The organism is Arthrobacter sp. Z4-13, from assembly GCF_054792705.1.
Genome location: NZ_CP096459.1, coordinates 1174798 through 1199868 on the forward strand (window position 1 = coordinate 1174798; position 25071 = coordinate 1199868).

The window sequence follows — 25071 nt, forward strand, 5'->3', positions numbered from 1 at the left end:
GCCTCTTTCTTCAGCGGAATGCCCGGCTGGTCTGCGGACCGGCCGGGCATTTCCATTAGCCGGAGGCGTAGCGGGCCACGAAGTTCTTCAGGATGTTCATTGGTTCCGTGACCGTGAACTGCCGTGCGTCGTCCATCAGCTGCCCGGCCGACTCCGGCGGAAAGTAGCCGGCATGGCGGTAGATGTCGATCCTCGTGACCAGGCCCTCGGCGTCCAGTTCGGGGTGGAACTGGGTGGCGTAGAGGTTCGTGCGGATACGGAACATCTGGACCGGGCACGCGGCGGACCTCGCCAGCAGCACGGCGTGCGGGGGCAGTACGGTGCAGGCTTCCTTATGCCCCGTGAAGGCGGTGAAGGTCCTCGGCATTCCGCTGAGCACGGGGTCCTCCAGGCCCGCGTCCGTCAGTTCGATTTCCGCGGCGCCGAGTGGTTCGCCGAAGGTCCTGTCGATCACTGCGCCCTGGTGCGTCCCGAGGGTGCCAACGCCATAGCAGGCGCCGAGGAACGGGAAGTCCCGGGCCACCAGCTGGTCCAGGAGGCCGGACAGCTCGCGCTCCACGCGGTGCTGCGTGGGAGTCTTGTGTTCGGGTGGGTCGCTGGACGTGAACGGGCTGCCACCCACGATCACCCCCGAGTAGCCGTCCACATCAAGTTCGGGCAGGGGAGCGGCCTCCAGGCGGACGCGCCGGAGCCCGGATGGTTCCAGTCCGGCGAACCGGAGATAGGCGGCGTATTCATCCTCGGCGGCTGCGTCTTCGGCCCTGGTGGCAAGGAGCAGGAAAGGCTTCATCCGCCTAGTGTGCCTTTTCCGGCGGAACCTGTCAGCTGTTGGCGGGCTGGCTCAGGGACCGGCGGGACTGTGGCCGGGCAGCCGGGTCGGCGTGCCGGTGCAGGAGCTTCCAGTAGCCTTCCTCCCGGCGGAAGACACTGGTCACGCGGAGCGCGAACTCTTCCGCGACGGCGGCGCCGTCCAACCGTGCACGGAAATGTTCCGTTTCGAGCAGGAAGGCAGTGTCACGTGCGGTGTAGGACGTGATGGTGTCGAATCCGAGCATCTCACCGTCCTGGAACTGCCGCGCCGCCTGGTCCAGCCGGGCTTCAACCTGGGCCCAGCCGCGCGCGATGCCGCCGAACGGGTTAGCCAGCGTGACGTCGTCGAGCCGGGAGTACAGCTCCTTGACCGGTCCCGGGTTGCCGCGGGTGATTTCGGGAACAGCGAGGTGGTAGCGGTCCACTTCTTCTTCAAAGCTGGGTGCGAGCATGGGGGCCTCCGGCGCTGGCTAGTCTTCGATGGTGGCGATCACGGCGCCGGCTGACACCGTTTCGCCCGGTGCAGCGGTCAGGCCGGTGATGGTTCCGGAGCGGTGCGCAGTCAGCGGCTGCTCCATCTTCATGGCCTCCAGGACCACCACGAGGTCGCCCTCGGCCACAACATCGCCATTGGCCACGGCCACCTTGACGATGGTGCCCTGCATGGGGGACGTCAGCGCGTTGCCGGTGGCTGCTGCCGTGCCCCCCGAGCGGGAGCGCTTCTTCGACTTGCCGGGCTTGGCCACGGCGCCGGCGGTGCCGGTTCCCACGGAACCGAGCGAGGCGGGGAGTACTACCTCGAGCCGTTTGCCGCCGACTTCAACCACCACGCGCTGCCGCTCCCCGCCGTCGGCCTCGGTGCCGGCGCCGCCGTCGGGGGTCCAGGCCGGGAGGTTGTTGACGAATTCGGTCTCGATCCAGCGGGTGTGGACGCGGAAGGGTCCCTCCGCCGGCGCGAACGCGGGGTCTGAAACCACGGCGAGGTCGAACGGGATCACCGTCGGGATGCCCTCAACCACCATCTCCTCCAAGGCACGGCGGGCACGCTGCAGGGCCTGCGGCCGGCTGGCTCCCGTCACGATCAGCTTGGACAGCATGGAATCGAAGTTGCCGCTGATGATGTCGCCCTCCTCCACGCCGGAGTCGATGCGGATGCCGGGGCCCGTGGGGTTCTTCAGGACCCGGAGGGTACCCGGGGCCGGCAGGAAGTTCCGGCCCGGGTCTTCGCCGGTGATGCGGAATTCAAAGGAGTGGCCGCGTACCTCGGGGTCGTCGTAGCCCAGTTCCTCGCCGCGGGCCAGCCGGAATTGCTCGCGCACCAGGTCAATGCCGGTAACTTCCTCGGAAACGCAGTGCTCCACCTGCAGGCGGGTGTTCACCTCAAGGAAGGAGATAGTGCCGTCCTGGCCCACCAGGAATTCGCAGGTGCCGGCGCCAAGGTAGCCGGCTTCTTTCAGGATGGCCTTGGAGGACTCGTACAGGCGGCGGTTCTGTTCCTCGGTAAGGAACGGGGCCGGGGCTTCCTCCACAAGCTTCTGGTTGCGGCGCTGCAGCGAGCAGTCGCGGGTGGAGACAACCACAACGTTGCCGTGGGCGTCCGCCAGGCACTGGGTCTCGACGTGTCGGGGCGCGTCCAAAAAGCGCTCAATGAAGCACTCGCCGCGGCCGAAGGCAGCGGTGGCTTCACGGACAGCGGATTCAAAAAGTTCGGGAATCTCGTCACGGCTGCGGGCCACCTTGATGCCGCGCCCACCGCCGCCGAAGGCGGCCTTGATGGCCACGGGAAGCCCGTACTGGTCCACGAAGTCGAGGATCTCCTCGGCGGACTGGACGGGGTCCGCGGTGCCGGGGACCTGTGGTGCGCCCACCTTCTCGGCGATGTGCCGGGCCTGGACTTTGTCGCCGAGGGCGGAGATGGCCTCCGGGGAGGGGCCGATCCAGGTGATGCCGGCCTCAATCACGCGGGCGGCAAACTGGGCGTTTTCGGCCAGGAAACCGTAGCCGGGGTGGATGGCGTCGGCGCCGGACTGACGGGCCGCGTCAATGATCTTGTCCATCACCAGGTAGGATTCGGCCGCGGTGTTCCCGCCGAGCGCGTAGGCTTCGTCAGCAAGGCGGACGTGCAGCGCGTCGCGGTCTGCGTCGGCGTAGACAGCAACGGAGGCGATGCCTTCATCACGGGCGGCGCGGATGATGCGCACCGCTATTTCACCGCGGTTGGCGATCAGCACCTTTGTGAGGGTCGACTGCGTGGGACGTGCGGACTGCTCCAAATTTGCTGACAAGGCGTCTCCTTCTTTCCTTCAGGGAGCCTAGCGCGGTTTTGAGGGTTCCGCCGATATTATTTGCGGATTCCGCGTGTAAAGTGGCCATGCTTTGTAGGGAAGCTACAAGAGTCCTGAAAATCAGGATCTTTACGCCGCTGCCCACAGTTCGGTGATACGCACCTGCGCCTGGGCCAGCAAACCGCGGAGCGTGGAGACGGACAGGCCGACGACGGCGTGCGGGTCGCCGTCGACCTTTCGGATGAATGCTCCGCCCAGGCCGTCGATGGTGAAGGACCCGGCGCAGTGCAGCGGCTCCCCGGTGGCGATGTAGGCGTCAATCTCCGCCGCATCCATGTCAAGGAAGGAAACCTCCGCTGACGCCACAGTCCCCAGTGTGGCGCCCGTGCCCGGGGCTGCACCGTCGTCGGGATCCGTGTCCCGGCAGTCCACGAGCCAATGTCCCGTATGCAGGACGCCGGCGTTGCCGCTCATCCGCAGCATGCGTTCCCGGGCGACGGCGGCGGTGTAGGGCTTGCCGTGCGCCTCGCCGTCGAACTCGAAAACGGAGTCGCACCCGAGTACCAGCCCCCCCTCCGCTTCCGGCAGGGCGGCCACAGCCTCCGCTTTCGCCCGGGCCAGCAGCAGGGCCGTATCGTGCGGGTCGGTGACGCCGTACCGTGCCTGGACGGCGTCCTCGTCAACGTCCGACACCAGGACTGAATGCCGGATGCCGGCCTCGGCCAGGAGTTTGGTGCGGGCGGGGGACTGGGAGGCAAGAATCAGGCGGACCACGGCTCCAGCCTAATTGACCGGCGCCGGCTTAGTGGACCAGTTCCCCGGATGCCTGTGCGGCCTCGGGCCGGTTCAGCTGCGCGCCTTCCACATCGACGTCCGGCAGGATCCGGTCCAGCCAGCGGGGGAGCCACCAGGACTTCTCGCCCAGCAGGTACATCATGGCCGGAACGATGGTCATTCGCACCACGAACGCATCAAGCAGGACACCGAACGCCATCGCGAAGCCGAGCGGCCGCACCATGGTGAGGTGGCTGAAGATGAAGCCGGCGAAGACGCTGACCATGATGATTGCTGCGGCCGCCACCACGGCGGCGGCGTGGCGGAAGCCCACGCGTACGGCCTGCTTGGCGGAGGATCCATGCATGTACGCCTCGCGCATGCCGGAGGCGATGAACACCTGGTAGTCCATGGCCAGCCCGAAGAGCACGCCGATCAGGATGATCGGCAGGAAGCTCAGGACGGCGCCGGGATTGGCGACGTCGAACACGCCGCCCAGCCAGCCCCACTGGTACACGGCCACCACGGCGCCGAATGCCGCGGCGAGGGAGAGCAGGAAGCCGCCGGTTGCGAGCAGCGGCACCACGATGGAGCGGAACACCAGCAGCAGCAGGACCAGGGAAAGTCCGACGACGATCGCCAGGTAGGGCGGCAGGGCGTCACCGAGCTTCGTGGAGACGTCCACGTTGCCGGCGGTCTGGCCCGTGAGCCCCATTGCCACATCGAATTCGGACTGGATGTCGTCGTTGAGGCCGCGGAGTTCGGAGACCACCTGCACCGTGCTGGCGCTGGCCGGGCCCTCCTTGGGGATGACCTGGAACACAGCTGTCCGGCGGTCCTCGCTGAGGGCAACGGGCACGGCGGCCACTACGTTGTCCACGGCGCGGAGCTTGTCCGCGACGTCGTACTGCAGGGTCTGAGCCTGGGCTTCGTCGAGGCCTGCGGGGAACTCGCCTACGGCCACGATGGGGCCGGTGACGCCTTCGCCGAAGCTCCGCGCGGTCAGGTCGTAGGCCTGGTAGGCCTCGGAGTCCACCGGTTCGGAGCCGCCGTCGGGCAGTGCAAGCTGCAGTTGGGTGGCGGGCAGCGCAAGGGTGCCCAGGAGGAGGACACCGGCCAGCAGTGCCAGCACGGGGTGCCGGGTGACCAGGCCGCCCCAGCCATGGGTGCTGCGCTCGCGGTCCTGGGCTTCATCGGCTGCTGCGTGGCCGGGCTCTGCATTGTGGGCCTCGGCTTTGGCCCAGGCGCGCCGGGAGATGATGCGCCGGCCGATCAGGGACAGCATGGCCGGTGTGAGCGTGATGGCCACCAGCACCGCTACTGCCACTGTTCCGGCCGCGGCCAGGCCCATCACGGCGAGGAAGGGCAGGCCCGGAACTACCAGCGCGGCCAGGGCTATGATCACGGTCAGGCCGGCGAAGACCACCGCGTTGCCGGAGGTGCCGGTTGCGCGCGCCACCGATTCCTCCTGGTCCATGCCCGCAAGAAGCTGCGTCCGGTGCCGGTTGACGATGAACAGTGAGTAATCGATTCCCACGGCCAGGCCCAGCATGAGGGCCAGCATGGGGGAGATGGAGCTCATGTCGAAGAGGCCGGAGAGGGCGAAGGTGATGCCCACGCCCACTCCGACACCGATCACGGCCATGAGCAGCGGCAGTCCGGCGGCGATGAGGGTCCCCAGCATGATGATCAGGACCAGGGCCGCGACGGCGATGCCGATGATCTCGGCGGCGCCGAACAGTTCGGAGATGTCCTCGGTGATTTCCTTGCTGGCATAGGCGGTGACGCCGGCAGCGGAGGTTTCATGGGCGATGTCCTGGACCTGCTGGCGGACCTCGGGGCTCAGTCCGTTGATGGAGGTGCTGAACTGGACCTGCGCGACGGCGGCCCGGCCGTCTTCGGAAACGAACCGGATGGCCGATGATGCCTCTGCCTGCCGCTTGCCCAGTTCCAGCTTGGCCTTGCTGGCTTCAAGGTCCCCTGCACCGGCGTCGAGCTTTGCCTGTCCTTCTGCCAGGGCGGCCTTCTGCTGGCCAAGCTGTGCCTCGATGAGGGCGGCCGGGGCGCCGGCCGCAACGAGCTGCTGTTCGGCTGCGTCGAGCTGGGCTTTGCCGGCCTCCAGCCCGGCGCGGGAGGCGTCAAGCTCTGCCTGGCCTGCGGCGAGCTGCTGCTCACCGTCGATGAGTGCCTGCCCGGCCTGGTCCACCTGCGCCTGGGTGGCGAATGGATCTATGGTGCCGCGGACATCCTGAACGGACTCCAGCTTTTCCAGCGCGTCGGTGACGGCCGTGCGGCTCTCGGCGGTGAAGCCGCCGTCGGGCGCTTCGAACACGATGGTGGCGGTGCCGCCGGACGCTGAAGGAAGCTCTTCCCTCAACTTGTCCGCGATGCGCTGCGTTTCCGTGCCCGGGATCTGGAAGTTGTTGGACAGGGTGCCGTGAAAGGCGGCAGCCGAACCGCCCACCGCCACCAGGGCGGCCAGCCACAGCGAGATGACCAGCCAGCGCCGGCGGTAGGAAAACTTGCCCAGGCGGTAAAGGAGCAGTGCCATGAAGGGAAACCGATCTGATCAGGAGGAACGGGAAGCGGAACGTGAGGAAGAAGGCGGCTGGATTGTAGTGAAGCCGGAACCCAGGAGCGCCATGGCGTCGATGAGCAGCTGCCGGAGTTCGGCGAGGGATGCCGGCGAAAGGTCCGCGCCGCGGCGGGAAAACCAGACCTCCATGGCCGCCTTGCCGCAGGAGATCACGGAGCCGGCAAGGGCGCGAAGGTAGAGCTCGTCCGCCGCGCCGGGCGTTCCGGCCGCGCGTTCACGGGCCACCGCGGTGATCTGTTCCCGGCAGTGGTCCCAGGCCTCCAGCTCGGAATGGGACATCAGGCTGCTTTGCTGGGTGAGGGTAAAGAGCTCGGCCAGCGGAGCCACCGTCATGGGGTCCGCGAGCGCCATCAGGGCTGCCCGGGCCGACTCCAGGACCGGTTCCTCGGCCGGCCGGAGCCGAAACTGCTGGATGGCATTGTCCAGGAAGCCGTGCGTGACGGACGCGAGGGCGGCGTCGGTGCTGCCGAAGTAGTTGAAGAAGGTGCGCCGCGAAATGCCGGCTGCATCCGCGATGTCCTCGACGGTGAAGCTTCCCGGGCCTCGGCTGCGCAGCAGCGACAGGGCAGCCTCTGTTATTGCCTGGCGGGTGGCCGCCTTGTTCTGCTCGCGCCGTGAAGGGGCGGGTGCGGGTACGGCTTGATCCGTTGGGACTGTCACGCCCTTACACTACGTGCAATTTTGCACTGTGGGCAAGTTTTGGCAGGACCGCTTTCACAGGAAGATGAAAGGTTCCGAACAGCTCTTCCAATACCGGTGCCCGGATGCTGGTGAATACCCCGGAAGGGGCGAACCCATCACCAGCCGTCACCGACGGCGGATCCAGGAGACAAGAAATGTCACGCACAAAGCAGATGACCCTCGGCCTCACAGCCACGGCGCTGGCCCTGAGCACCGGAATTGGAGTTGCCGGCATGGCCTCCGCCACCACCACACCCGCGCCCAGTGCCAGTTCCAGCGCATCCGCGGACGGGAGCACCAGCACCGCGCCCGGCGGCGGCATGGGCAAGCACGGCGGGCGGGGCGGAGAGCGGGGCGCTGCGCAGGCATCTGCGCTCGCAGCGAAGCTCGGCGTGGAGGAAGCGAAGGTGACGGAGGCGCTGCAGGCCTTCCGTGAGGCGAACAAGCCGACTACCCCATCCACTGAGGGCACGAAGCCGGACGCCGCCACCCGTGATGCTGCCCTGGCCAAATCCCTGGCCGGCTCGCTGGGAGTTGAGGAGTCCAAGGTCACCGCCGCTTTGGCGGAGCTCCGCGCCGAGAAGCAGGCAGAGAAGGCCGCGGCCCTGAAGACACGGCTGGACCAGGCCGTGACGGACGGAAAGCTGACCCAGGCCGAGGCTGACGCCGTCACCAAGGCAGTGGAAAACGGTGTCATCGGCGGCGGCCGCTGAGCTTTTGTACCAATGCAAAAGAAGTCCCCGGGAAGATTTCCCGGGGACTTCTTTCTACAGCAGGGGTGAGCAGGGACCCTTAGGCCTTCGCGTCCGCCAGTTCACGTGTTGTGGTGTCCGTGGAAGTTCCGTCGGACGGGGCGTCAGCGGCGTCGACAGTGTCGTCAACAAAGGGAGTGCCGTTGCGGGGTGCGTTGTACAGGGCTTCGTCGAGGATGCCCTGGCGCTTGGCGACGATGGTCGGGACGAGTGCCTGGCCGGCGACATTCACCGCCGTGCGGCCCATGTCCAGGATGGGGTCGATCGCCAGGAGCAGGCCGACACCGGCAAGCGGCAGTCCCAGCGTTGACAGCGTCAGCGTAAGCATCACGACGGCGCCGGTGGTGCCGGCGGTTGCCGCGGAGCCCAGGACAGAGACCAGGGCGATCAGCAGGTACTGGCTGAAGTCGAGCTGGACGCCGAAGAACTGTGCCACGAAGATGGCAGAGATGGCGGGGTAGATGGCAGCGCAGCCGTCCATCTTGGTGGTGGCACCCAGCGGCACCGCGAAGGAAGCGTAGGCGCGGGGCACGCCCAGGCTGCGTTCGGTAACGCGCTGGGTCAGGGGCAGGGTGCCCACCGAGGAGCGGGAAACAAAGGCCAGCTGGACTGCCGGCCACACGCCGGAGAAGTACTGCTTGACCGACAGGCCGTGGGTGCGGACCAGGATGGGGTACACCGCAAAGAGCACAAGGGCCAGGCCCACGTAGATGGCGAAGGTGAACTTGCCGAGGGAGCCGATGGTGTCCCAGCCGTAAACAGCGACAGCGTTGCCGATGAGACCGACAGTACCCAGCGGTGCGATGCGGATGATCCACCACAGGACCTTCTGGATGACGGCCAGCGCGGAGGCGTTCAGGGTCAGGAACGGCTCGGCGGCCTTGCCCACCTTAAGGGCTGCAACGCCGACGGCAATGGCGATCACCAGGATCTGAAGCACGTTGAAGCTGACAGCGGTGGTGACGGCGCCGGATTCGGCGACGGTGGAGCTGGCGCCCAGTCCGAGGAAATTCTTGGGGAACAAGCCGATGAGGAAGGACCACCAGTCACCGGACTTGCCGGAGTACTCCGCTTCGTCGGTGATGCCCGTGTTGGCTCCGGGCTGCAGCAGGACACCCAGGCCGATGCCGATCAGCACGGCGATCAGGGAGGTGATGGCGAACCACAGCAGCGTGTTCCAGGCCAGCTTGGCGGCGTTGGACACCTGGCGCAGGTTGGAGATGGAGCTGACGACGGCGGTGAAGATCAGGGGTACGACGGCGGTCTGCAACAGCGAAACATAGCTGGAGCCGATGGTCTGGAGTGTGGCGCCGAGCCCGTTGGGGCTGGCTTTGGTGCTGCCGGTGTACTTGGCCAGCAGGCCGAGGCCAAGCCCTACGATGAGGGCGGCGATGATCTGGAAGCCGAACGAGCCAGCCCATTTGGGCAGCTGGAAGCCGGTCTTTCCTGCGGATTCTGAGGGGCGGGTTGATGTGCTCACCCGAATACGTTAAAGCGCACCCTAATATCACGTCGAACGCATGTTGAGAAATATTACGCGTCCCCAAATCTCGTTCCCGCTTCTTTTCCGCGACAAATCAAGGGTTTCAAGGCGCTTTGTTACTTATTCCCGGCATTCATGTGGCAAACGTCTCGCTCCTGGGCGCATTTTTCGGCTAGGAAGGCTTCGGCCGCGCGCGTACGTGCATCCGTTCGCCCTGCTGCCCGAACAAACTGATGAACTCGACAGGCCTGCCGTCGGCGCTCGCGAACCAGTGCGGGGTGCGGGTGTCGAATTCCGCGGCTTCACCCGGGCGAAGTTCAAAGTCCTTGCCGCCCAGCACCAAGCGCAGCCGTCCGTTGAGGATGTAAAGCCATTCGTAGCCTTCATGAACGCGCGGATCGGGCTCTGCCCCGCGGGCATCACCGGTTAGCACCATCTTGAAGGCCTGCAGTCCGCCTGGGCGGCGCGTGAGAGGAACGGCCGTCATTCCGGCATGGGTAATGGGCCGCAGGTGGATTCTTGGGTCCCCGGTGGGCGGGGCGCCCACCAGGTCATCAAGGGGAACCCCGTACAACTGCGCGAGGGGCAGCAGGATTTCGAGGTTTGGCCTGCGTTGGCCGGATTCGAGGCGGGAAAGGGTGCTCACCGATATCCCGGAGGCGGACGAAACTTCCCCAAGGGTGAGGTTCCGCTCCGTCCGGATCGCCCGAAGCCGGGGTCCGACCGCCCCGAGAACGTCGTCCAACTCATTGGCTGCCATTTTGCCATTTTGCCATGTTGGCAACTGTGTTTGCTAATCCTCTGCGAGGAGATGGAGGCTGGTGTCACCGCGCAAGGACGCTTGGGGCGGACACAAAGAACGCGAGGAAGGACAAAGCAGCATGGACACCACACGGTATGACGTTGTGATCATTGGCGGCGGGGCCGCGGGTCTCAGCGCAGCGACGACATTGGCCCGGGCGTTGCGCTCGGTGCTGGTCATTGATTCCCGAAGTCCACGGAATGCACCCGCGGCGGGTGTGCACGGGTACCTTTCGAGGGACGGCATGAGACCCTCGGACCTCCTGTCCATCGGTCGCGGCGAAGTGCTCTCCTACGGCGGTACGGTCATTGACGCCGAAGCTGTTTCGGCACGGCGTATACCCGGTGGCTTCGAGGTTGTCACCGAAGACGCCCGCCGGTTCTCGGGCAGACGCCTCCTCGTGACCGCCGGCCTGACGGACGAACTGCCTCCAATCCAGGGGCTGCGGGAGCAATGGGGAAAGGGTGTTGTGCATTGCCCCTACTGCCATGGTTGGGAAATCCGCGGGCAACGGATCGGCGTGCTGGGCACGGGCCCTTTGTCAGTCCACCAGGCGCTGCTGTTCCGGCAATGGTCCAGCGATATCACCCTCTTCCTCAACGACACGGTGGAACCCACTGACGGGGAATGGGACAAGCTCGCTGCCCGGTCCATAACGGTGGTTGCCGGACCAGTGGCTTCGGTTGACGCTGTGGATGGTGTCCTCACGGCGCTCACGCTCCGCCAAGGCACGTCATTCGGCATAACCGCGCTGGCTGTCGGCACGCGGATGGAGGCCAGGTCCGCGCTTCTGCAAGCGCTTGGGCTGACTTCCCAGGTGCATCCGTCGGGCGCGGGACGGTTTATCGAAACCGATGCCATGGGCGCGACGGACGTCCCCGGTGTGTATGCGGCGGGCAATGTCTCCAATCTGATGGCTCAGGTGGTCACTGCGGCGGCCGAGGGTGTCATGGCCGGCGCAAGGATCAACGCGGACCTCATCGACGAGGAAACGCGGTGGGCTGTCGAGGGGCACGTCGGCCCCCTCTCAGCAGCCACAGTAGATGCCGCCACCCCCAACTAAGCCCGGGGAAGCTCAATCATGCGAGCAGCGCGCGCCTCAGGGTGTCGAGTCCAACCGACCCGATGTTCAAAGCGCGGGTGTGGAACTCCTTCAGGTCGAACCCTGGGCGGGCTTCGAGTTCGGCGCGGATCTGTTCCCAGAGCCGCTGTCCCACTTTGTAGGAGGGGGCCTGGCCCGGCCAGCCAAGGTAGCGGGTGAACTCGAAGTTGAGCTGTCCCTCGCTGATGGGCAGGTTCTGCTTCAGGAACCCGTAGCCATTGTCTGCGTTCCAGGTGCCGGAGCCCCAGCGTTCGGGAACCTCGAGTTCGAGGTGGACACCGATATCGAACACCACGCGGGCGGCCCGCATCCGCTGCATGTCCAGCATGCCCATGTGGTCGCCGGGATCGTCCAGGTAGCCCAGCTCCTGCATCAGTTTTTCGGCGTAGAGGGCCCAGCCTTCGCCGTGGCCGGAGGTCCAGCACACGTTCCGGCGCCACTTGTTCAGCAGTTCGCGGCGGTACGTGGCCGTGGCCACCTGCAGGTGGTGGCCCGGGACGCCTTCGTGGAAGACCGTGGTGGTTTCGGCCCAGGTGGTGAACGTGTCCTCGCCCGCCGGGACGGACCACCACATGCGCCCGGGGCGGCTGAAGTCGTCGGACGGGCCGGTGTAGTAGATGCCGCCCTCATCGGTGGGGGCGATCAGGCACTCGAGCTTCCGCATGACATCCGGGATTTCAAAATGGACGCCGGCAAGTTCAGCAACCGCCTTATCCGAGAGTTCCTGCATCCACTCCCGCAATGCCTCTTTGCCTTTCAGTTGGCGTGCGGGATCGTTGTTCAGGATTTCCTTCGCCTCGGCGATGCTTGCACCGGCCTTGATGGTGTGGGCCACCCGTTCCTGCTGGGCAATCAGCCGGTCGAGTTCCTCCACGCCCCAGGCGTAAGTTTCCTCCAGGTCCACGGTTGCGCCCAGGAAGGAACGTGAGGCCAGCGCATAGCGGGCCCGGCCTACGGCGTCCTTCTCCGGCGCGGCGGGCAGCAGCTCGGTCCGGAGGAATTCTGCCAGTTCGGCGTAGGAACGCCGGGCGGCGGCAGCCCCGGCGTCGAGCTCTTCCTGAACGGCCGCCGGCAGGGGCCCGGCGGCCGTGAACGCTCCTGCCGCAAGCTGCGCGAAGAAACCGTCCCCGGCGGCATACTTTGTGGTCTGCTCAATAACGATCTTCACCTGCCGTACAGCGGCAACCCGGCCGGCGTCCCGGGCAAGCCGCAGGGATTCCATGTAGCCGCGGATGGCCCCTGGAACATTTGATGCACGGCCGGCGATGTGCTGCCAGTCCTGCTCCGTCGCCGTGGGCATGAGGTCGAAGATGGAGCGGATGTCCTGGGCGGGGGAGGCGATGTTGTTCAGGTTCGCGTAGTCCCAGCCGGACGCGTGGATCAGCAGCTGCAGGCCAAGCCGCTCCTGCATGGCGTCGAGGGTGACGCAATCGACGTCGTCCTCGGGCTCGAGTCCCTCAAGTTCTATCAGGGCCTCTCGTGCAGCCTCGGCGAATTCGGCGAGGCCGGCGGGGGAGAAGTCCTGGAATTCGGTCTCGTTTCCGGGAACGCCAAGGGTGGTGGCGAGGGACGGATTCAGCCTGATAAGCGTGTCCGTGTACTTGTCCGCGACGTCGTCGATGCGGGTTTTCGGGCGGGCGGCAGGAGCAGTGTCTGTAGTCACACTCCGAGACTAACGCCCTGTTGTGAATCGCCGGGCTATTTCAGCCGCGGCTGCGCTTCCACGCTCCCGGCCCGGGGGTGGGTGCCAGCCGCAGCTGCTGCCGGCGCACCCAGTGACGCACCGACGGTTTGTCGGCGAGGGCCGGTTCGGCGCCTCCGAGGGAGAGCACGACGGCGGTCAGTGCGGCCAGTTCCTCGGCCGTCGGCTGGCCTTTGACAACAGAGAGCAGCGGCGCGTCGGGTGCGTTGCTTTCATCGGCAGGTTGGTTGGGGAGGGTCACAGCGGGATGTTCCCATGCTTCTTGGTGGGGAGGCTGGCTCGTTTGTCGCGGAGCGCGCGCAACCCCTTGATGATTTGGGTCCTTGTTTCGGACGGGGCGATGACGGCGTCAACATAGCCCAGTTCTGCTGCCTGGTAGGGGTTCAGCAACTCTTCCTCGTACTGCCGGATTACGTCAGCCCGGCGCGCTTCGACGTCGCCGCCGGCTTCGGCCACCGCGGCGAGGTCGCGGCGGTACAGGATGTTGACTGCGCCCTGTGCACCCATAACGCCGATCTGGGCCGTGGGCCAGGCCACGTTCAGGTCGGCGCCCAGCTTCTTGGACCCCATCACGATGTATGCGCCGCCGTAGGCCTTGCGGGTGATTACGGTGAGTTTGGGAACAGTAGCCTCGGCGTAGGCGTAAAGGAGCTTGGCGCCGCGGCGGATGATGCCCTGGAACTCCTGGTCCTTCCCGGGCAGGAAGCCCGGGACGTCCACCAGCGTGATGATGGGGATGTTGAAGGCGTCGCAGTGGCGGACGAAGCGGGCGGCCTTTTCCGAGGCGGCGATGTCCAGGGTGCCGGCGAACTGCAGGGGCTGGTTGGCCACGATGCCCACCGTGTGGCCCTCCACCCGGCCGTACCCGATCATCACGTTGGGCGCGTACAGGGCCTGCATTTCCAGGAAGTGGCCATCGTCCACGATCTGCTCAACAACGCTGCGCATATCGTAGGGCTGGTTGGCCGAATCCGGGATCAGCGTGTCCAGGGCGAGGTCGTCGTCGTCGACCTCCAGCTCCTGCTGGTGCTCCAGCACGGGAGCCTCTGAGAGGTTGTTGGAGGGCAGGAAGTCGAGCAGTTCGCGGACAAACTCGATCGCATCGGCTTCGTCGGAGGCCAGATACGTGGACGTGCCCGTGGTGGCGTTGTGCTGGCGGGCGCCGCCGAGGGTTTCCATATCCACGTCCTCGCCGGTGACGGTCTTGATGACGTCCGGGCCGGTGATGAACATGTGCGAGGTCTTGTCCACCATCACCACGTAGTCGGTGAGCGCGGGGGAGTAGGCGGCGCCGCCGGCGGAGGGACCCATGATCAGGGAAATCTGCGGCACCACACCTGAAGCGTGGACGTTGTTGCGGAAGATATCGGCGAACATGGCCAGCGAGGCCACACCCTCCTGGATGCGTGCTCCGCCGCCGTCGAGGATGCCGACCACGGGGCAGCCGTTGCGCAGTGCGAATTCCTGGACCTTAACAATCTTTTCGCCGTTGACCTGGCTCAGGGAGCCGCCGTATACCGAGAAGTCCTGGCTGTAAACGGCTACGGGGCGTCCATCCACCGTGCCGTAGCCGGAGACCAGGCCGTCGCCCAGAGGCTTCTTCTTCTCCATGCCGAAGGCGGTGGAGCGGTGTACTGCCAGGGCGTCGAATTCCACGAAGGAGTCAACATCGAGCAGGAGGGCGATGCGCTCCCGTGCGGTGTTCTTGCCGCGTGCGTGCTGCTTTTCGATTGCTTCAGGGCCGGAGGGCTGTTCGGCACGCGCCTGGCGGTCGCGGAAATCGGCGATCTTTCCCGCTGTCGTTGTCAGATCGTGGCTCATCAAATATCTCCGGCTCTGTAGCAGATTGGTCCTGTTGGCGCTGTCCTTGCTGGCAGGTCTGATGCGGGAGTTAAGTAGCATCCACACAAAAAACCAGCCCTGCTGGCTAGTCTAGTGACGCTTCTGGTGCCCACCGCTGTAGAAAACCTACAATTTTCTGCCGTGCCGCAGCCCGCAACGGCATGTTACTCGCCAGTAACATAATTGGGTTACAGTGGCTTATATGACTTTGAGCAACGATGCTTCGGGATCCCCTGGAAGCCCCTACCGGCCCACTGGTTCCCTCCGTGGCCGCACTGTCCTCATCTCCGGGGGAAGCCGCGGCATCGGACTGGCCATTGCCACCCGCGCAGCGGAAGACGGCGCCAACATCGTGCTGATGGCCAAAACCGGGGAGCCTCATCCGAAACTGGAAGGCACGGTTTACACGGCAGCCAAACAGTTGATGGCGGCCGGTGGCCAGGCCCTTCCGCTGGTGGGCGATGTCCGGCGTGACGAGGACGTGGAGCGCGCTGTCTCGGCGGCCGTGCAGCACTTCGGAGGCATCGACGTCGTCATTAACAATGCCTCTGCCATTGATCTGTCCCGCACCGACGCCGTCGACATGAAAAAGTACGACCTGATGCAGGACATCAATGTCCGCGGAACGTTTATGCTGTCCAAGCTGGCGTTGCCGGCGCTGCGCGCCTCCGCCGGCGGCCACATCCTCACCCTCTCACCCCCGCTGAACCTTGATCCGCAATGGGCCGGGAAGCACCTGGCCTACACCATGGCCAAGTACGGGATGAGCCTGACAACCCTGGGGCTTGCGGAGGAACTGAAAGCGGACGGGATCAGCGTGAACTCGTTGTGGCCGTGCACCCTGATCGATACCGCGGCCATCCGCAACATGCCCCACGGCGAACAAATGGTCCTGACCGCGCGCGGTCCGCAGATCATGGCTGATGCGGCGCACGCCGTACTCACCGGCGGCAACCTGCGCGCCGGCGCCGCTGCCAGCGGCAACTTCTACACGGACGAGGAAGTCCTCGCTGCCTCCGGTGTGGCCGACTTCAGCCCTTACAGTTTGGGGGTGCCGGTGGACCGGCTGGTTCCGGACATCTTCCTCTAGGCGGGGCCCCCTACCCATGTCGGTAGGATTTAGCTATGGATGACGCACATACCCCCGGTACACCCCTGGACCGGGGGGACCTGGCGGACCAGAACTTCCTGTCCGCCACCGGCATCCCGCGGCTGGAGGTGGTGGAATCCACCGGGTCCACCAATGCCGACCTCCTCCGGTCCGTTACGGTGGAGCCCGCTGCCTGGCCCGACCTGTCGGTGCTCACTGCCGAGTACCAGACAGCAGCGCGCGGCCGGCTGGACCGGCCTTGGGAGGCCCCGCCGCTGAGTTCCATCTCGGTCTCGGTTGTCCTGCGCCCGGCTAACGCTGAAGGGCGTCCGCTGCCCACGCAGAGTTATTCCTGGTTATCCCTGATTGCCGCGCTGGCGCTGCGGGAAACCCTGCTGGAAACCGCAGGAATTCCGGCGGAGCTGAAATGGCCCAACGACGTCCTGGTACGCGGGAAGAAGATCGCGGGCATCCTGGCGCAGCTGGGGCCCATGGTGGACGGCTCCGTGCCGCCCGTCATCGTGGGCACAGGCCTGAACGTAACCCTCCGGGCAGCGGAGCTGCCCGTCCCCACCGCCACCTCCGTGGTGCTCGAGGACGCCAGGACGGCGGACCGGACCCTGCTCCTGAAGAGTTACCTTTCGAAGTTTGCCGTGCTGTACCGCAGCTTCTGCAATGCCGACGGCGATCCGGCGGCAGGAATGGCGGGCGGCGCGTCGCTGCACAAGCGGGTTGAGGCTGTTATGGCCACCTTGGGCAAGCAGGTGCGGGCGCAGCTTCCGGGCGACCACGAGATCATCGGCCATGCGTCCCGCCTTGACGAGTACGGGTCGTTGCTGGTGGTGGACCGCGACTCCCGCGAGCACGTGGTCACCGCCGGGGACGTGGTGCACCTGCGTCCATGGACCTCCCCTGACGCCTCCGGCCAAGGCGGTTATGCGTAAAGACCTTGTCCCGGGCGAGCAGGTGATTGTCACCACCCGCCCGCAGCCGAGGAGGCTCACCGGCGCCATGGTTGCCTTCGTTCTCTCGCCGGCGATCGCGGCCTATTGCTCCGCCTGGGTGATCCGCGGCGAAGCCGGGCGGGCTGTTCCCGCTCTTTCCGGCCGTTGGACTCCGTGGCTTGTGACGGGGTGTGTCCTCGCGGCCGCTTCGGTCTGGCTGGGCTTCTGCCTGCCCCGGTTGCTGCGCTGGCAAGGAACCCGCTATACGCTGACCAGCCGGAGGCTGGTGGCCAGGTCCGGAAAATTGAAACGGCAGGAACGGCAGGTGCACCTGGCTTCGATCCGTAACCTGACTGTCCATGAGTCGGTCCTGCAACGTCTCTTCCGCTCCGGGAATATATCCTTGGAAACCGGATATCAGGGAAAGGTCACGTTCCCTGATGTGCCGGAAGTGGCCAGGTTCCGCGACTTCATCCTCGACGCCATCGGGGACCTGCCTGACGAACACGACGCCCAGCCGGGCGGAACAACGGATTACCCCGCCGGAGCTTTGCCGTGGGAAATGAGAGAAGGTGGACCAGATGAACGATGAGCACCAGCAGGAACGCCTTGAGTCCATCGCGCCCACTCCGGCCGTCGACGCCCACCCGGCCACCGGGGCCATGTCCGCCGAGAGGCTGGCGATGAAGGCCCTGGAAGCCCGCCTGCTGGGCGGGGAACGCAAGCTCCGCCGTCGTGAAGTCGCCGCCGGCGCCGGGCTGTCCCTGCTGTCCGCGCGCAAACTTTGGCGTGCCCTGGGGTTTCCCAATTTCGGCGACGAGGATGTTGCCTTCACCGAGCGGGACCAGGCGGCCCTCTCCACCGTTGTGGACCTGGTCCGGTCCGGGAAGCTGACGGAGGAAGCCGCCATCTCCGTCACCCGCTCCATCGGCCAGATGACGGACCGCATGGTGGTCTGGCAGATCGAAGCCCTGGTGGAAGACATGGTGCACGAACAGGGTGTCACCGATGCCGTCGCCCGCAAGCGCCTGGTGAATGAACTCCCGGCACTGGTGGACGCGCTGGAGGAAATGCTGGTCTACTCGTGGCGCCGCCAGCTCAACGCCGGCATCCAGCGGCTCGCGGTCCGCGCTGAAGCCGGCCTGCAGGCCAGCGAGGAAGGCCGGGAAGGCGACGAGGACGACGCTCCGCTGCCCCTTGCGCGCGCCGTCGGCTTTGCGGACCTTGTTTCCTACACCAGCCTGTCCCGGCGCATGAACGAAAAAACGCTGGCGCGGCTGGTCCAGCGGTTTGAAAACAAGTGTGCGGAAATCATATCTGTTGGCGGCGGCCGCCTGGTCAAGACGGTGGGGGACGAAGTCCTTTACATCGCGGAAACCCCGGCGGCGGGCGCGGAAATTTCCCTGGCGCTGGCCCAGGCCTTCACCGAAGACGAGATCCTGCCGGAAGCCAGGGTGGCGATGGTCTGGGGCAGGATCCTGTCCCGGCTCGGCGATATCTACGGCCCCACCGTGAACCTCGCGGCCCGGCTCACCACCCTGGCGGACCCGGGAACGGTCCTGGTGGACTCCATGACGGCATCTGCGCTGGAGCACGACGAACGGTTTGTGATGCTCCCCCAGCCTCCCGAGAACGTCCGCGGTTTTGGCGAGATCCTGCCGGTCCGCCTCACCCGCGGGCTCGGCAAGGGGCTGGTCCTGGACTAGCGGCGAATCTCCGGGCTGAACGGTTCGGCAAAGTTTATCCAATTGGTGGTTTATCCCGGTATAGTCGGTGCCGTTGCTGCTGCCGCTGCTGGGGGAGGGCTCCCCATCGCGGCCGGGAAAAGGCAATGGGTAAGCTTGCCTCCGGACGTTCGGCTCTGCCGGATTCCATTCGGACGCCCTGCCGGGCGGCCAATGCCAGGTCTCATTTCGCTCCCCAGGAGCGACGCTTTAATTCAAGGCACGGGGTTATAACCCCCGGGCAGAGCTGCCGCGCGCAGCGCTAATCAGGGGAATCAACACTGTGACAACACTGCTGGGGAAGCTTGGGCTGAAAAGGCGACGCAAGGGGATTGTTACCGGTACTGCTTTTGGTGCGGTTGTTGCGGTGGTGGTGACGGGTGCTGTGTTGTATCCGGGGTTTAAGACCACTGAGGTGGAGTTGAACGACGGCGGTGTGTGGGTGGTCTCGAAGTCAAAGAATGCGGTGGGACGGTTGAATTACCCGTCCCGGGTTCTTGATGGTGCGGTGACTCCGGCGTCGACGACGTTCGACATTTTGCAGGATGCCGGGGAGGTGTTTGTTGATGATGAGTCTGGTTCAACGTTGAATCAGGTGTCGCCGGCGAACATGCGCCTGGGCGGGGATAAGCAGCTGCCGGGGGCTGCTGATGTGAGTTTCGGCTCGGAAGTAATCTCGGTGACGGATGCGGCTTCGGGCAAGGTGTGGGCTGTGTCGCCGTCCACGGTGAATGGTTTTGATGAGGAGGCCACCGAGCCGGTGCTGGTGGGTTCGGAGGGCACGGTTTCGGCGGTGGGGGCCGATGACCGGATTTATTCGGCGGAGCCGAAGTCCGGTGTGGTGACGGTGACCGGTGTTGATGCCAATGGTGCTGTCACGTCGTCGGAGTCTGAGACCTGGGGCGAGTTGAAGGGCTCGGGCGACCTGCAGATCACGGTGGTGGGGGATAAGCCGGTGCTGTTGGACGCGGCGGCGGGGGCGTTGTTCCTGCCGGGCGGGAAACGGTTGCAGTTGGAGAATGCGCGGGAGGCGAAGCTGCAGCAGGGCGGTCCCGCCAGCGACTTTGTAGCAATTTCCACACAGAAGGCGCTGCTGAAGCAGCCCCTGGATGGCGGCACGGCAAGAACGGTGACGTTCGACGGCGAGGGTGTGCCGGCGGCTCCTGTGCAGTTGGGCGGGTGTGTGCATGCTGCGTGGTCCGGGGCGAACAAGTATGTCCGGGACTGCGTGAACGATGCTGATGATAAGAACGTGGATGTGCCCAAGGCCAGTGCGTCGCCGTCGTATGTTTTCCGGGTGAACCGGGACCTGGTGGTCCTGAACGACGTGAACTCCGGCAATGTGTGGCTGGTCAACCAGAACATGCAGCTGGTGAACAACTGGGAAGACGTCATCCCGCCACAGCAGACTTCGGACGACGCCGACAAGGACTCCGCGGACGAGGTGCAGCAGACCGTCCTGCCGGACCGCACCAAACCCAACAGCCCGCCTGTGGCCAAACCGGACACCTTCGGGGTGCGCGCCGGAAAGACCACCATCCTCCCGGTGCTGGACAATGACTCGGACCCCGACGGTGACATCCTGACCGTTCGAACCCCGGAGCCTCTCAAGTCCGGCCTGCTCTCACCCATCTATGGCGCCACTGGTTTCCAGGTCAGCATCGGCGCTGACAAAACAGGGTCGGAGGTTTTCAAGTACACGGTGGACGACGGCCGCGGCCTTTCCGGCTCCGCCGACGTCACGCTTAACATCATCCCTCCGGGCGAGAACTCCGCCCCCCGGCAGAAACCGAACCGGAACAGCACACTGGTGGTGCAGGCGGGCAAGGTGGTCAGCCAGAATATCCTGTCCGACTGGATCGATCCCGACGGCGATGACCTCTTCGTCGTCGGCGCGTCCAGCAGCGACCCCCGCGACCAGGTCAAGATCCGTCCCGACGGGTTGCTCAGCTTCCAGGACTCCGGGACCGAGCCCGGCCGTAAGACCGTCACGGTCAGTGTTTCGGACGGCCGGTCCACCACGGAGGGCAAGGTCACCGTCGACGTGCGGCCGGCGGGCGCCCTCCCGCCGATAGCCAACGCGGACCACGTGGTGGCAGTCGCCGGGGTAGACACCGTGATCGCCCCGCTGAAGAACGATTCGGACCCGCAGGGCGGCGCGCTGCGGCTTGCCCAGATCACTCCGAACGGCAACTCCACAGCCGTCATGGGCGCCGACCAGCAAACGTTCACGTTCAACTCCACCGCCCGTGGCGCCCACTACGTCACTTACCTCGTCACCAACGGACCAGCCAGCGCCCAGCAGCTGGTGCGCGTCGACGTCGTGCCCGGCGGCGGTGACGCCGCCCCCGTGGCCGTCCGTGATACCGCCCTGCTGCCCAGCGGCGGCAGCGTGCTGGTGGACGTCCTCGGCAACGACTCCGACCCTTCCGGCGGTGTACTGGTGGTCCAGTCGGTAACAGCCGCGGACGGGCTGCCGCTCAGCGTCGCAGTCCTGGACCATTCCGTTGTGCGGATCACCGACCTCCGCGCCCAGGGCCAGCTCACCGTCAGGTACACAATTTCCAACGGCAAGTCCTCCGCCACCGGGGAGATTTCCGTGCTGGTGGTCCCCGCCCCCGCCAAGTTGCAGGCCCCGCAAGCCAAGCCCGACGAGGCGACCGTCCGCGCCGGGGACGTCGTCACCATCCCCGTACTGGAAAATGACACAGACCCCAATGGCGGCAAGCTCACCCTGGAACCCGTGCTGGCGCAATCACCGGATGCCGCAGACGGCCGCATCTTCACCTCAGGGCAAAACGTGCGTTTCATCGCAGGGGACGCGCCCAAAACCGTTTACGCCATCTATAAGGTCACCAACGACTCCGGGCAATCCGACTCCCAGCAGGTCACCATCCGGATCCGGGCCCGGGACGACCAGCTCAACACCCGGCCGGAGCCTCGAAACCTGACCGCCCGCGTCGTGGCCGGCATGACGGTCCGCATCCCCGTGCCGCTGGACGGCGTCGACACCGATGGCGACTCCGTCCAGTTGGCCGGGGTGGATAAAGCCCCGGCGATGGGAACCGCGGTGGTTAAGGACGGCTACCTCGAATTTACCGCCGCAGGCAACGCCGCCGGCACGGACACTTTCACCTACCGGGTCCGGGACCGCATCGGCGCCGAAAACACGGGCACGGTGATCGTTGGCATCGCGCCGCAGGAGACGAATAACCAGAAACCGATCGCCATCGACGACGCCGTCGACGTCCGTCCCGGCCGGAAGATCGCCGTCGACGCGCTCACCAACGATTCGGATCCGGACGGCGACCCGATCAGCCTGGTATCCAATGGCTTCGAGGCCCTCCCCGAACTCGGTGTGGAAGCAGCTGACGGCGGCAAGGTACTGCTCACCGCGCCCGCCGCCGCCGGCAATGAAAGCGTCAGCTACAAAATCCAGGATGACAAAAAAGCCCAGGCCGGTGCCGTGATCCGGGTCCGGGTGAGTCCCGACGCCGCACTGAAGATTCCGCTCGCAAAGGATGACGTGGTCACCCAGGCGGAGACGTTGGGCAAGTCCGCGGTGGACGTTCCGGTGCTGAAGAACGACGCCGATCCCGACGGCGTCGCATCCGAGCTGAAGATCAGCCTGCCTGACGGCAACCCCAATGCCCGTGCCGGCGGCGGGGGGAACGTTGTTGTGACGCTGACACCGGAGGACCAGCTGGTTCCGTATACCGTGACCGACATCGACGGCCAAAGCGCGACGGCAGTCATCTGGGTTCCCGGCCAAGGTGAGCAGCACCCCACCCTGGCGCGGACCGACGTCGTGGAGGTCATGTCCGGCAAAGAGGTCACTCTTGACCTGACGGAATACGTCCGGGTCCGGGAGGGACGTACGCCGCGGATTACCCAGGTGGACAAGGTCCGCGTGCAGGGTGCGGCACCGGAGAACGTGGTGGGCGGGAACGGCAACGCACTGCGCTACGCCGCCCTCAAGGAATACGTGGGTCCCGGGTCAGTCACCTTCGAAGTGACTGACGGGACCGGGCCCGACGATCCAGCCGGCCTCAAGTCCACCCTCAGCATCATCACCAAGGTCATCCCTGACCCGAACGCCAACCACCAGCCCACCTTCAGCGGTGCCACCCTCGACGTGCCAAGGGGCGAGTCCGCCACGCTGGAGCTGGCAAACCTGGCCAAGGACGTGGACTCCGGCGACCAGGACAGGCTCAAGTTCGAACTCGACGGCGCGCTCCCGGAGGGCTTCAAGGCCAGCGTGGAAAACGCAACCTTGAAGGTCACCCCGGACTCGGCCAAAGACGCAGGCTGGAAGGGAAGCATCCCGCTCAAAGTCACCGACGGCCGCTCCGAGCCGGTTCGCGCCACGGTGACCGCCACCGTTGTTGCCTCGAACCGGCCGCTGCCCGTGGCCAACGAGGATGTGGTGGACAAAGCCAACGCCGGTACAGCCGAGACCGTCAACGTCCTCGGGAACGACTTCAACCCGTTCCCGGAGACGCCGCTGCGGATCACTTCCGCGTCGGTGGAAACGGGCTCCGCCGCCGGGCAGCCGGCTGTCTCGGGCGACAACATCACCGTCACCCCGGCCAGCGGTTTCAAGGGTGTGATGGTGGTGCGGTACACCGTCATGGACAAGACCGACGACGTCTCCCGGCAGACGGACGGACGGATCCGCATTACCGTCCGGGACCGGCCCGACGCGCCGTCCGCCCCGACTGCAACGGACGTCCGGAGCCGGACCGCCGTGCTCAAGTGGACCCCGCCGTCGGACAACGGCGCGGCCATCACCAAGTACACCGTGCGTTCCGGCAACGGCTTCAGCCAGGAATGTGCCACCACCACCTGCACGTTGACCGGGCTGACCAACAACGTCAAGTATGTCTTCACCGTCACCGCAACCAACGAGGTGCGCGAATCCGATCCCTCGCCGGCATCCAACGAGATCAGGCCGGATGAAAAACCTTCACCTCCTGACGCCCCGACGGTCAAGGCCGGCGACAAGAACATGGAGATCGCCTGGCCCGCCGCCAAGACCGAGGGTTCACCGGTGAAGAACTACAACCTGGAAATCTCCCCTCCGCCAGCCAGCGGGATTGCCGTTAAGAACGGCGTGACCGGACTGAGCTATACCTGGCCGGGGCTGACCAACGGTGTCCGCTACAAAGTGCGGGCCCAGGCCGTCAACGAGCTCGGCCCGTCCGACTGGGGCCAGTACTCTGCCGAGGACAACCCCGCCGGTGTCCCCGCTGCTCCGGCCGCACCGACGTCGTCGGTGGCATCGTCGGTGGGAAACTCCAACCAGCTCAAGGTTGACTGGAACGAGCCGAACACCAACGGCGACGCCATCAGGAACTATTACGTCACCATGAGCGGCGGCGGCGGCGCGGCCCAGACCCAGGTGGTGGCCGGCACCGTCCGGACTGCCAACTTCACCGCCAACAATTCCGAGGCGTCGTACACCTTTACGGTCCAGGCCGAGAACAAGGCCGGCAAGGGTGCAGTCAGCGCCGCATCGGCTCCGCGGAGGGCCACCGGCAAGCTCGCCCAGGTCTCCGGCGTCTCCGCAACGGAAGCCAACACCGGCGGCGCAGGCCGGCAGGTGACCATCAACTTCAACGAACTCACCTCGGCGGAACGGAACGGTTCGGCATACGGCGAGGTTAGCTACACCTACTACGCCACCACCGGCCAGACCGGGCCCATCAAGCCGGGGCAAACCGTGGGCGGCTTCACGAACGGGGCCGCCACCACTATCACAGTTACCGCCAGTTCCAGTGTGGCGCCGAGTTCCGATGCCAGCGCCCCGGCGACGGCGAATCCGTACGGATCGGCCGGTACGCCGTCGGCGTCCGGCCAGAACGGGGCGGAGAACCAGAAGAACCTCAGCTTCAGCTGGAACTCGCCCTCCACCTCGACGAACGATGTGGCCTACACACAGATCAACATCGACGGCGCGGGCTGGGAGCGGGTGGCCGCCTCCGGAAGCCGGACGGTCAACACGGGTGGCTTCAACGAACCGCATACGATTCAGGTCCAGACAGTCAACTCCCGCGGCACCGGCGGTCCGGTGGCGTCCGCCTCCGCCCAGTCCGGGGCGCAGAAGACCAGCTGGGGCACGCGTCTCAACTCCGGCATGGACCGCAGCTGTACGGACCTGCCCGGCCCTACGTCCTATGACCCGGTTGCCCATACCTGCGACGGCAGGGGCGGCTACGACCGGCCCTGGATGTCTCACATGGACTCTTTCAACGTCATGTGCTGGAAGCCGCACGGCACCACCTACGGCGGTGACGGTCAGTGGTACTACATCATGCGGGGATCACCGAACGCGACCCGCTGGATCCAGTCACTGCACACCACGATCGGGTCGCCTGCGCAAAGCGGCGTGCCGCTGTGCACCTTCCCGACAGGAGCCACACCATAGCTGGCCGGGGGCCGGGCCAAGGCCCGGCACCGGGCAGAGCTCCCCATCGCGGGGCGT

18 protein-coding genes are annotated in these 25071 nt (G+C 65.9%); 7 read left to right on the top strand and 11 right to left on the bottom strand.

Annotated elements, in window-relative coordinates; all coding sequences use genetic code 11:
- Nucleotides 1-55 precede the first annotated feature (55 nt).
- The 6 genes from M1E07_RS07265 to M1E07_RS07290 all read right to left on the bottom strand — a co-directional run bounded on the left by M1E07_RS07265 (nucleotide 56) and on the right by M1E07_RS07290 (nucleotide 7125).
- Nucleotides 56-790 (bottom strand): glutamine amidotransferase, encoded by a 735-nt coding sequence (locus M1E07_RS07265; RefSeq protein ID WP_461189578.1) that lies wholly within the window; start codon nucleotides 788-790, stop codon nucleotides 56-58.
- Nucleotides 791-821: 31 nt separating this feature from the next.
- Nucleotides 822-1262, bottom strand: a complete 441-nt coding sequence (locus M1E07_RS07270; RefSeq protein ID WP_461189579.1) for a YybH family protein — start codon at nucleotides 1260-1262, stop codon at nucleotides 822-824.
- A gap of 18 nt (nucleotides 1263-1280) precedes the next feature.
- Nucleotides 1281-3095, bottom strand: coding sequence for an acetyl/propionyl/methylcrotonyl-CoA carboxylase subunit alpha (locus M1E07_RS07275; RefSeq protein ID WP_461189580.1), 1815 nt, complete (start codon nucleotides 3093-3095; stop codon nucleotides 1281-1283).
- 129 nt (nucleotides 3096-3224) lie between these two features.
- Nucleotides 3225-3869 carry a Maf family protein gene (locus M1E07_RS07280; RefSeq protein WP_461189581.1) on the bottom strand — a complete coding sequence of 215 codons (645 nt, stop codon included), beginning with the start codon at nucleotides 3867-3869 and terminating at the stop codon, nucleotides 3225-3227.
- Between the two features lie 28 nt (nucleotides 3870-3897).
- The gene (locus tag M1E07_RS07285) at nucleotides 3898-6420 is read right to left on the bottom strand and encodes an MMPL family transporter (protein ID WP_461189582.1); all 2523 of its coding nucleotides are present in this window, start codon (nucleotides 6418-6420) and stop codon (nucleotides 3898-3900) included.
- An 18-nt stretch (nucleotides 6421-6438) separates the two neighbouring features.
- Nucleotides 6439-7125 (bottom strand): TetR/AcrR family transcriptional regulator, encoded by a 687-nt coding sequence (locus tag M1E07_RS07290; RefSeq protein WP_461189583.1) that lies wholly within the window; start codon nucleotides 7123-7125, stop codon nucleotides 6439-6441.
- 176 nt (nucleotides 7126-7301) lie between these two features.
- Here M1E07_RS07290 and M1E07_RS07295 point away from each other — a divergent pair, with 176 nt between their 5' ends.
- Complete coding sequence (locus M1E07_RS07295) at nucleotides 7302-7859, top strand: hypothetical protein (protein ID WP_461189584.1); 558 nt, start codon at nucleotides 7302-7304, stop codon at nucleotides 7857-7859.
- A gap of 79 nt (nucleotides 7860-7938) precedes the next feature.
- Here M1E07_RS07295 and M1E07_RS07300 read toward each other — a convergent pair whose 3' ends face one another.
- A complete protein-coding gene (locus M1E07_RS07300) occupies nucleotides 7939-9378 on the bottom strand; it encodes a dicarboxylate/amino acid:cation symporter (RefSeq protein WP_461189585.1) in 1440 nt (479 codons plus the stop codon).
- A 175-nt stretch (nucleotides 9379-9553) separates the two neighbouring features.
- Nucleotides 9554-10141 carry a helix-turn-helix domain-containing protein gene (locus M1E07_RS07305; protein ID WP_461189586.1) on the bottom strand — a complete coding sequence of 196 codons (588 nt, stop codon included), beginning with the start codon at nucleotides 10139-10141 and terminating at the stop codon, nucleotides 9554-9556.
- 121 nt (nucleotides 10142-10262) lie between these two features.
- Between M1E07_RS07305 and M1E07_RS07310 the strand changes: the two genes are divergently transcribed.
- The gene (locus M1E07_RS07310; RefSeq protein ID WP_461189587.1) at nucleotides 10263-11246 is read left to right on the top strand and encodes an NAD(P)/FAD-dependent oxidoreductase; all 984 of its coding nucleotides are present in this window, start codon (nucleotides 10263-10265) and stop codon (nucleotides 11244-11246) included.
- 16 nt (nucleotides 11247-11262) lie between these two features.
- Here the strand turns inward: M1E07_RS07310 and M1E07_RS07315 are convergent, their stop codons facing one another.
- Genes M1E07_RS07315 through M1E07_RS07325 form a run of 3 tightly spaced genes read right to left on the bottom strand, consistent with a single transcriptional unit; the run spans nucleotide 11263 to nucleotide 14808 of the window.
- Complete coding sequence (locus tag M1E07_RS07315) at nucleotides 11263-12948, bottom strand: DUF885 domain-containing protein (RefSeq protein WP_461189588.1); 1686 nt, start codon at nucleotides 12946-12948, stop codon at nucleotides 11263-11265.
- A gap of 40 nt (nucleotides 12949-12988) precedes the next feature.
- Complete coding sequence (locus tag M1E07_RS07320; RefSeq protein WP_461189589.1) at nucleotides 12989-13228, bottom strand: acyl-CoA carboxylase subunit epsilon; 240 nt, start codon at nucleotides 13226-13228, stop codon at nucleotides 12989-12991.
- Nucleotides 13225-14808 carry an acyl-CoA carboxylase subunit beta gene (locus M1E07_RS07325; protein ID WP_461189590.1) on the bottom strand — a complete coding sequence of 528 codons (1584 nt, stop codon included), beginning with the start codon at nucleotides 14806-14808 and terminating at the stop codon, nucleotides 13225-13227. Before M1E07_RS07325 ends, M1E07_RS07320 begins: the two co-directional genes overlap by 4 nt.
- A gap of 223 nt (nucleotides 14809-15031) precedes the next feature.
- Between M1E07_RS07325 and M1E07_RS07330 the strand changes: the two genes are divergently transcribed.
- From M1E07_RS07330 to M1E07_RS07350, 5 genes are all read left to right on the top strand, one after another.
- Nucleotides 15032-15919 carry an SDR family oxidoreductase gene (locus tag M1E07_RS07330; protein ID WP_461189591.1) on the top strand — a complete coding sequence of 296 codons (888 nt, stop codon included), beginning with the start codon at nucleotides 15032-15034 and terminating at the stop codon, nucleotides 15917-15919.
- A gap of 35 nt (nucleotides 15920-15954) precedes the next feature.
- Nucleotides 15955-16863, top strand: a complete 909-nt coding sequence (locus M1E07_RS07335; protein WP_461189592.1) for a biotin--[acetyl-CoA-carboxylase] ligase — start codon at nucleotides 15955-15957, stop codon at nucleotides 16861-16863.
- Nucleotides 16856-17455 carry a PH domain-containing protein gene (locus tag M1E07_RS07340; protein ID WP_461189593.1) on the top strand — a complete coding sequence of 200 codons (600 nt, stop codon included), beginning with the start codon at nucleotides 16856-16858 and terminating at the stop codon, nucleotides 17453-17455. The genes M1E07_RS07335 and M1E07_RS07340 overlap by 8 nt, the downstream gene beginning before the upstream one ends.
- Nucleotides 17445-18569 (top strand): adenylate/guanylate cyclase domain-containing protein, encoded by a 1125-nt coding sequence (locus M1E07_RS07345; protein ID WP_461189594.1) that lies wholly within the window; start codon nucleotides 17445-17447, stop codon nucleotides 18567-18569. The genes M1E07_RS07340 and M1E07_RS07345 overlap by 11 nt, the downstream gene beginning before the upstream one ends.
- A 301-nt stretch (nucleotides 18570-18870) precedes the next feature.
- Nucleotides 18871-25014 (top strand): Ig-like domain-containing protein, encoded by a 6144-nt coding sequence (locus tag M1E07_RS07350; RefSeq protein WP_461189595.1) that lies wholly within the window; start codon nucleotides 18871-18873, stop codon nucleotides 25012-25014.
- The last annotated feature ends 57 nt before the right edge of the window (nucleotides 25015-25071 follow it).